The sequence below is a fragment of the Mesorhizobium sp. M1E.F.Ca.ET.041.01.1.1 genome, from assembly GCF_003997355.1.
Classification (GTDB): Bacteria; Pseudomonadota; Alphaproteobacteria; order Rhizobiales; family Rhizobiaceae; genus Mesorhizobium.
Genome location: NZ_RZSL01000281.1, coordinates 1 through 7,900, shown reverse-complemented (window position 1 = coordinate 7,900; position 7,900 = coordinate 1). Strand labels below are relative to the sequence as shown.

7 protein-coding genes and 1 tRNA gene are annotated in these 7,900 nt (G+C 63.7%); 1 reads left to right on the top strand and 7 read right to left on the bottom strand.

Features of this window, described 5'->3' with window-relative positions; all coding sequences use genetic code 11:
- The 4 genes from EOA38_RS21395 to EOA38_RS21380 form a co-directional block, all read right to left on the bottom strand.
- On the bottom strand, positions 1-758 hold a 758-nt coding region (locus tag EOA38_RS21395; RefSeq protein ID WP_127300168.1), incomplete at its 3' end, for an FAD-dependent oxidoreductase.
- Positions 755-1,729 carry a quinolinate synthase NadA gene (nadA, locus tag EOA38_RS21390; protein ID WP_127300167.1) on the bottom strand — a complete coding sequence of 325 codons (975 nt, stop codon included), beginning with the start codon at positions 1,727-1,729 and terminating at the stop codon, positions 755-757. The genes nadA and EOA38_RS21395, both read right to left, overlap by 4 nt.
- Positions 1,730-1,809: 80 nt before the next feature.
- Complete coding sequence (locus tag EOA38_RS21385) at positions 1,810-2,760, bottom strand: hypothetical protein (protein ID WP_127300166.1); 951 nt, start codon at positions 2,758-2,760, stop codon at positions 1,810-1,812.
- Between the two features lie 79 nt (positions 2,761-2,839).
- Positions 2,840-3,064 (bottom strand): hypothetical protein, encoded by a 225-nt coding sequence (locus EOA38_RS21380; RefSeq protein WP_126090230.1) that lies wholly within the window; start codon positions 3,062-3,064, stop codon positions 2,840-2,842.
- Between EOA38_RS21380 and ftsZ the strand changes: the two genes are divergently transcribed.
- On the top strand, positions 3,054-4,046 hold the full coding sequence (gene ftsZ, locus EOA38_RS21375) for a cell division protein FtsZ (protein ID WP_126090229.1): 993 nt from the start codon (positions 3,054-3,056) through the stop codon (positions 4,044-4,046). The genes EOA38_RS21380 and ftsZ overlap by 11 nt on opposite strands.
- Positions 4,047-4,762: 716 nt before the next feature.
- On the opposite strand, the gene EOA38_RS21370 is transcribed toward ftsZ, so the two are convergent.
- From EOA38_RS21370 to EOA38_RS38870, 3 genes are all read right to left on the bottom strand, one after another.
- Positions 4,763-5,845, bottom strand: coding sequence for a site-2 protease family protein (locus EOA38_RS21370; protein WP_126090228.1), 1,083 nt, complete (start codon positions 5,843-5,845; stop codon positions 4,763-4,765).
- A gap of 511 nt (positions 5,846-6,356) precedes the next feature.
- Positions 6,357-6,656, bottom strand: coding sequence for a hypothetical protein (locus EOA38_RS21365; RefSeq protein WP_126090227.1), 300 nt, complete (start codon positions 6,654-6,656; stop codon positions 6,357-6,359).
- Between the two features lie 300 nt (positions 6,657-6,956).
- Positions 6,957-7,052, bottom strand: a tRNA-Sec gene (locus EOA38_RS38870).
- Positions 7,053-7,900 lie beyond the last annotated feature (848 nt).

The window sequence follows — 7,900 nt, the reverse complement described above, 5'->3', positions numbered from 1 at the left end:
CCCTCGCCGCGCCCCGCTTCGCTGACCAGCGGCATCGGGCGCCGCGGGCCGTCGAGCGCGGTCGGGTGGAACTGCACGAATTCGAGATCGGCAACGTCCGCGCCGGCGCGCGCGGCAAGCGCCAGGCCCTGGCCGAACGAGCCTCGCGGGTTCGTCGTATGATCGAACAGGCCGCCGATACCGCCGGTCGCGAGCACCACGCGGCCAGTCGACAGCGTCATAGCTTCCCCGTTTCCAACGGCAAGCACGCCGGCGATTTCGCCGTCCTCGACAATCAGGCGCCGGACCTCGACGCCTTCGAGGATGGCGATTGAAGGCGTCCGTCGCACGGCGGCTGCCAGCGCGCGGATCAATACACGGCCGGTGGCGTCGCCGCCGGCATGGACGATCCGCCGGCGCGAATGCGCGGCTTCGAGCCCGAGCAGAAGCGTGCCGTCGGGGGTACGGTCGAAAGCAACGCCCAACCGCGCGAGATGCTCGATCGCTTGCGGCGCCGCCTCGACAACACGTCTTGCGGCCACCTCATCGCAAAGCCCGTCGCCGGCCGCGAGCGTGTCGGCAAGATGCAGGTCCGGGCTGTCATCGCTGCCGAGGCTCGCTGCGATTCCACCCTGGGCGAGGACGCTGGAAGCTTCGTCTCCCAGCGCGGTTTTGGAGACGAGGACGACCGGTTCCGGAGCGAGATGAAGCGCCGCCATCAGGCCCGCGATGCCGCCGCCGACGATGACCGGCCGGCCGTGGAGGTTGTGCATGGTCATATGGCGAGCATCCGCTCCACTGCCTGTCGTGCGCGTTCAGCGACGCCCGGGTCGATGGTGACGATGTGGCGGTTCTCCTCGAGCGCCGCGCGGATGTTGGCGAGCGTGATGCGCTTCATGTGCGGGCAGAGATTGCATGGGCGCACGAAGTCGACTTCAGGATGCTCGACGGCGACGTTGTCGCTCATCGAGCACTCGGTCATCAGCACGACGCGCGCCGGCTTGTGCCGTCCGACATAGTCGGACATCGCCGCCGTTGAGCCGGCAAAATCCGCTTCGGCGACAACCTCCGGCGGGCACTCGGGATGGGCGAGCACCGTGACGCCGGGATGCGCCTCGCGCAGCTCGCGTATATCGGCGGGCGTGAAGCGTTCATGCACCTCGCAGTGTCCCTTCCAGGCGATGATCTCGATCTTCGTCTGGGCAGCGATGTTCCTTGCCAGATATTCGTCGGGCAGCATGATCACCCGCGGCGCGCCGAGCGATTCCACCACCGCCAGCGCATTGCCCGAGGTGCAGCAGATGTCGGACTCGGCCTTCACCGCGGCAGAGGTGTTGACATAGGTCACGACCGGCACGCCGGGATAGCGCTGCCGCATCAGACGCACATCCGAAGCGGTGATCGAGTCGGCCAACGAACAGCCGGCGCCGAGATCCGGAATGAGCACGGTCTTGCCGGGATTGAGCAGCTTCGCCGTCTCGGCCATGAAATGCACGCCGGCGAGCACGATGACGTCCGCATCGACCGACATCGCCTTGCGGGCGAGCGCAAGGCTGTCGCCGACGATGTCGGCCACGCAATGGAAGATTTCGGGCGTCTGGTAATTGTGCGCCAGGATGACGGCGTTGCGTTCACGCTTGAGCGCGAGAATGGCGTCGATGTCGCCCGTGAAGGCCGGCCATTCGATCGGCGGGATCACCCGCCGCACGCGATCATAGAGGGATGCTGTGGTCGAAATCGAGACGGGCATCGGCGCTCCAATTATTCTCTAAGTGAGTATAATTTGGATATACTTACTTTGAGAATAAGGGATGTCAAGGGCGCGATTGGCTATTTCGTCCCTGCGACAACCCGTTCGTCGAGAACAGCGTGGCGAAAGCGGAAGAGCTTCGCTGGCCGCCCGACGGTGTCGGCAGCCGTCTCTCCGGTCTCCTCGACCAGATCCTGCTGCTCGATGAGGCGCCGGAAGTTCGGCTTGTGGACCAGTCTTCCGGAGAGCGCTTCGACGGTGCGTTGCAATTGCAGGAAGGTGAATGCCGGCGGCATCAGCTCGAACACCACGGGGCGGTATTTGATCTTCGAACGCAACCGCGCGATCCCCGTCGCCAGGATGCGGCGATGGTCGGCTATCATCGAGGCCCCAGGTACCAGTGGGGACGTGCTTCGCGCCGACCCGCGTGTTGCCTCCTCGATCAGGCCTGCCTCGTAGAGGAGCTCGTAACGCTGAAGGACGAGCTCTTCGTTCCAGTCGCGACCGTCAAAGCCAAAGGCAATCGCTACCCGCTGTCGGCGCTCACGCCGCAATGAATCGTGATCCGCCTCGTCTACCCAGGCCAGCAGGCGCGACTGCAGTATGTCCGAAACCATCGGCGGGGCACCGGAACGGTGGTCTTCCCAGGGGAAATAGTCGTACCAGTTCCGCCAGGCACGCTTGCCCGATCCGGCGGGGTGCTCTGCGCGCGTCAGGGCAAGGTAGCTGATCGAGATCACGCGCTGCTGGCGCTGCTCGCCGATCCGGTCGCGGTCGGCGAACGTATAGAGCTGCTCGATATAGCCGAGCTGGTGACTGGTCTGCTGTTCCACCCATGCTCTAAGGCCAGACTGCAGGGAGCGATGGCCGAGCTCGAACGGCCCCGAGGGCAGGGCGTTGGCCTGGCCGACGGTGAGGACGCTCGGTCCCTGACCCGTCATCGCCACAACCACCGCGATCAGATCCACGCTGGCCTCGTGGGCCTTGCCTGGCGGCGTTTCTTTTCTGCTTGCTGCTGCCTGGCCTTTCATTGTCCCCTGAGCTGTTCGGCCGGTTCGGTCTAGGGGCTGAATCAGATCACTCAAAAGGTGGACTGCACTCTTTCGTCCGTCAATGTTTCAGAACCATGCGCGCGAAGGCGAAATCAAAATGGCGAAAAATGGCGTCGAACACCGAGGCGCGAAAGCACATGGCTCTCAGCCCGACCTTGCAGCAAGGCGTCTCCTCTGATTCTCTGATATCGGTGGGGATCGCCTGATTCGTGTGTACGTTGTTCCGCATGGTTACGCGGCGGGGCAGCGGTGCCTTCCGTAGAGAGACCACAATGACTGCCAAGCCGGAAATCCTCGAGATGAGGCCTAAGATCACCGTTGTCGGGGTCGGCGGCGCTGGCGGAAACGCCGTCAACAACATGATCGCCGAAGGATTGCAAGGCGTCGAGTTCGTCGTCGCCAATACTGACGCCCAGGCGCTCACCATGTCGAAGTCGTCGCGACTGATCCAGTTGGGTGCGCATGTGACCGAGGGCCTGGGCGCTGGATCCTTGCCTCAGGTCGGCAGCGCGGCCGCGGAGGAATCCATCGACGAGATCATGGATCATCTGGCGGGAACGCACATGTGTTTCATCACCGCTGGCATGGGGGGCGGCACGGGGACCGGCGCCGCGCCCATTATTGCGCGTGCCGCGCGCGATGCCGGCATTCTGACGGTGGCCGTGGTCACCAAGCCTTTCGCGTTCGAAGGCAAGCGCAGGACCCAGGCCGCCGAGGAAGGCATAGAACGCCTTCGCGAGAGCGCCGATACGGTGATCGTCATCCCGAACCAGAACCTATTCAGGGTGGCCGACGCCAGGACAACATTTGCCGACGCATTTGCCATGGCGGACCGTGTTCTCTACGCCGGTGTCGGCTGCATCACGGATCTGATCGTGAAAGAGGGTCTGATCAATCTCGACTTCGCCGACGTCAAGTCGGTGATGCGGGACATGGGCCGAGCGATGATGGGAACCGGCGAGGCCTCCGGGGAAGGCCGTGCAAGGACGGCCGCCGAGGCTGCAATTGCCAACCCGCTCCTCGACGAAGCCTCCATGACAGGCGCCAGAGGCCTGCTTGTTTCGATTTGCGGCGGCATGGACATGACACTCTTCGAGGTCGATGAAGCAGCGACACGGATACGGGAAGAGGTCGACGCCGACGCCGATATCATCGTCGGCGCCATCTTCGATCAGGCGTTGGCTGGGAAATTCCGGGTGTCGGTCGTCGCAACGGGCCTGCGGAAGGGCGTGGACATGGCGCAGCTTGAGCAAAGGATTGCTTGAGGCCACGCGGATGTCCGATGTGGTTGCCCCCCCGATAGACGATTGCCTCTGCGTCACAGGAAGGCGTCTGTGGCTATGACCGGGGGCCGCCCGATAGCGAGGCGGCCGTTTACCTATGTCTGTGGGCCGGACAGGGGATCGATGGTAGCGGAGGTGCGCTACAAGCGTTCCCCACATTCCGAACCGGTGCCATTCGCATATCGCGTCGCGTCATGAAGTGGCAAATTGATCCCATTCGAGCCGCTCTCGCCGCGCTTTTTTGAACGGCAGTTTTGCGCCGCATCTCGGTCGTAGAGATCAGCCTTGCCGCCGCCCGAAAGCGAACATCGTCTGCGACAACACTGGAGGTCATGGTTGCGCCATCTCAGGACCTTCGGCGCCGCGATCCTGCCTGCCGGCGAGCAGACATTCAGCTGAAGCTCAAAAGCGGGCAGCAGCGAACGGACCTGGTTGTTGCTGAGTGTTTCAGCGCTACATGCATTCCGGTCCGCAGAGGGGCGTTCCGCTCCTGGTGAAGCCGCTCTAGGCCACGCCAACGATCGCCCGGCAACGCGCGCCGGCTGGCCAGAATGGATAGCCGCCGGGGTAACATCCGGCCTGCGGATTCAGTGGCTCTGGACGAAAGGAGCACGCGAGCTCCCGAAACGGCGTGGCCAGCGCAAGTGCATCTCACGCGCTAGCCGTATATCCATGGGCCGCGGCCCGACCGAGATCCGTCAGCTTGCGACGGCGCTGCGCAGCAGCATGAGCTCGCCGATGTTTTCGATGATGACATAGCCGACCAAACGGCCTCCGGCATCCACCACGCCGACCGCAGGTGCAGCCCCGCTTCTCAGGGGTTCGAGCGCCTTGATGAGCTTCTCATAGTCTCGCACCACCGGGATATTTGCGGCCATTGCCTCGATCACAGGAGCTTGACCACCGCGCTGCTGGAGGCCCGCGACAAGCCCCTCACGCGTCAGCACGCCGCGCAGCCTGCCGCCACCGTCGACGATCGGAAACTCGTGTTGCGTCGTGCGCAACAGCGCCTGTGCCGCCTCGTCGAGGGTCGCGGTCGCCGGCAGGCTTTCGAACCGGCTGATCATGACGTCGCGGACGTTAACGGCACGCGCCGCTGCCTCGAGCCCCATCGCCTGGGTTTCCGCAGTGGCGGCGAGGTAGACGAAGATCGCGACGAATATGAGCAGCACGTTGCCGGCGACGAGACCGATGAAGCCGAAGGCGAAGGCGGCGAACTGACCGACCGTCCCCGCAATCTCCGTCGCGCGCACGCGATTGTAGCGCGTGGCGAGGAAGGCGCGCAGCACGCGCCCGCCATCCATCGGAAAGGCCGGAATGAGGTTGAACAGAACCAGCCAGATGTTGACGGCGGCGAGGCGAGCCACGAACGCGACACGCGGGTTATCCATCGACGTCAGCGCGTCGATACCGACGGTGGTCCCGAGTGCTACGACGAGGAAAGCGGCAATGACGACATTGACCAGCGGGCCGGCGAGCGCCACGACGATCTCTTCCGACGGCTTCTCGGGTAGCCGCTCCAGCTCCGCGACGCCGCCGATCGGCAAGAGCGTGATCTTTGGAGTTCGGATGCCGTAGCGACTAGCGGCCGCGGCATGGCCGAGCTCATGCAATACCACGCAGGCGAACACGGCGCCGATGAAGCCGACGCCCTCGATTGCAGCCGACGTTCCACCCCCCTGGAAATAGGCGATGCCGATCCAGGCGAGCAGCAGCAGGAAGGTCAGGTGGATGCGGATCTCGGTGCCGCCGACACGGAGGATCGGGTAGGACCACTGCATGATGTGACTCCGTCGGGGTCGGGAAGGCAGGCCGCGCCCCGCCGAGCATGCCTCCGTTTGCAGTCGCGTCAAGTGCCTTGTCATTCGCTGGAGCGCTTCGCTCCGGCAGGCCGTCGATGCAGGGGATTCGGCTGGTGCGCGCCGCTTGTCGGTCATAGAGTTCGCCTTGCCGTTGCCTATAAGCAGACATCACTGGCGACCGCACGTTAGCTAGAGCAATTCCAGGAAAAGTGTGAGCGGTTTTCCGCCCGGAATTGCGTAAAAACAAAGAGTTAGAGCGGTTCGGCGTTTCCGTGAAACGGTGAACCGCTCTAGGTCGCAGTCCGCCAATTGTCACTTGTGAGGCCGGCTTTGGGCAGCGCGGCCATCCCGCCACACTTCCGGACCGTTGTGACAGTGCTTGTATCGCGACTTGGCAGTTATCGCCCGCGGCTGTACCGAGTCGCGGTTGCGCAATAGGGGGAACACCAGGCGGCGAAACGGCCCAGCCGGTTCATGGATATGGATTTCTTCAGAAATCGACTACAGGCGTGTCGGGCATCTGCTGCTCAAACAGGGCCCAGAAGCTGGAGCCCCGGGTGTCGGAAAACCAGTGCTCGAACTCCGCGAGCGCGGCATGGATATTGGCGGATTGGTTTCCGCTTAAATCCTGGAACATTGCTAGCGCGACCGGGCCAAAATGCGAGATCACCTCCGAGCGCGCCTCGCTGTCGGCATTCCAGCCGAGGCTCGCGCGCAAGGCGGCGAATGCGTTCGCCACGGCGATATCCTCACTTTCCGCTAGGCCCATAGCATCGGCGATCGCCTGCATGAGGTTGAGCCGCCTGAAGGCGAATGCGCGTTCCTGCTCCAGCGCTGCAATCCGCCTTGCTGCTTCGTGCCGGAAACTTGTCTCCGCAGCCTTGGCGGCCTCCGCAGAAGTCCTCAGTTCAAGCAGAAAGGATGCTGGCATCGCGTCACCTCCTCGGAAAGGTCCGACACATTTTCAGGGCCAGGCTCTAAAGCATGTCTCCCGAAAGTGGGAACCGGTTTCGGGACAAAGACATGCGTAAAATCAAAAACCTAAAGCGCACGGAGCGAATCTGAAAGATCGCGACGCGCTTTAAGAGGATGGCGGAAGAGAGTGGGAGTCGAACCCACCAAGGACCGACTCGCGGCCCCTCCCGGATTTGAAGTCCGGACGCCCCACCGGGGACGATGCTCCTCCAGAATCTTCTGCCGGTGAACCATTGTCGCCCTCGCGGCGAAACAGGTCCAGCCGATGCTTGTTGATGCGCCGCAGGTCGCCGCGCCGCAGGGTGACGCCATGCCGGTCGAGAAATTCGAGGATATGGACTGCAACCTTGCGCCCGCTGCCCGCACTGTCGCGAAACTGTGCGACGCTGAACTGCCCGTCATGCTCGGCCGCCAGACTGCAGACGATCTCGACGATCTCAGCCAACGCCGGGCGAAGGAAGAAGTGATCATGCGCAACCTCATGCACCGTGCCGATGCGGCCGGTAAGCTTCAGAAGCTTGCGGATTTCCGCTTCCGGCCTGCCGAGCTCGCCCGCGATGTCGCGCACTCTTGGGGGGTGGAATCTCACCGAGCCGGCTATCAGCGGTTCGACCTCACGCCATAGTGCCTCCTCCCTGGCCGCGAGACGGACCTCATGGCCGGGAAGCCGTATCCAGGCGCCGTCGAGCTCGATCTGGCCGGCGCGGACGAGGCTTCGCATGGCAGCGGCGAAAGCCGGCGCAAGAAGACATGGATCGAGGTGAAGGCGCAGCTTTTCCATGCCAATCCCCGGCAAATCCGGGTTGTCGGCATGAAAGGTCTCCAGGATTGTGCTCAAGTCGCGCTTGAACCGAGCCCACCGCATCGACGAGACCACGACCTGCGTCTCACCGACGGAAATGGTGGCAAGGCCGAGACGATCGATGAGGCGTGCGATCTCGTCGGCGCCGAGCGCCCGGTCGCGTGCGAAGGCGCCGAGGTCGAGATAGTGGGGCGGCGTGTCGAGAAGCGCCGCGACGGCCTTGTCCGGCGCCGGGACTGCGTACGCCTGGAGCCTGG

Excerpts from the sequence above, each read along its gene's own strand:
- EOA38_RS21370 (WP_126090228.1), bottom strand. The coding sequence starts at position 5,845 with ATGCAGTGGTCCTACCCGATCCTCCGTGTCGGCGGCACCGAGATCCGC.
- EOA38_RS21365 (WP_126090227.1), bottom strand. The coding sequence starts at position 6,656 with ATGCAGGCGATCGCCGATGCTATGGGCCTAGCGGAAAGTGAGGATATC.
- EOA38_RS21385 (WP_127300166.1), bottom strand. The coding sequence starts at position 2,760 with ATGAAAGGCCAGGCAGCAGCAAGCAGAAAAGAAACGCCGCCAGGCAAG.
- ftsZ (WP_126090229.1), top strand. The coding sequence starts at position 3,054 with ATGACTGCCAAGCCGGAAATCCTCGAGATGAGGCCTAAGATCACCGTT.
- nadA (WP_127300167.1), bottom strand. The coding sequence starts at position 1,729 with ATGCCCGTCTCGATTTCGACCACAGCATCCCTCTATGATCGCGTGCGG.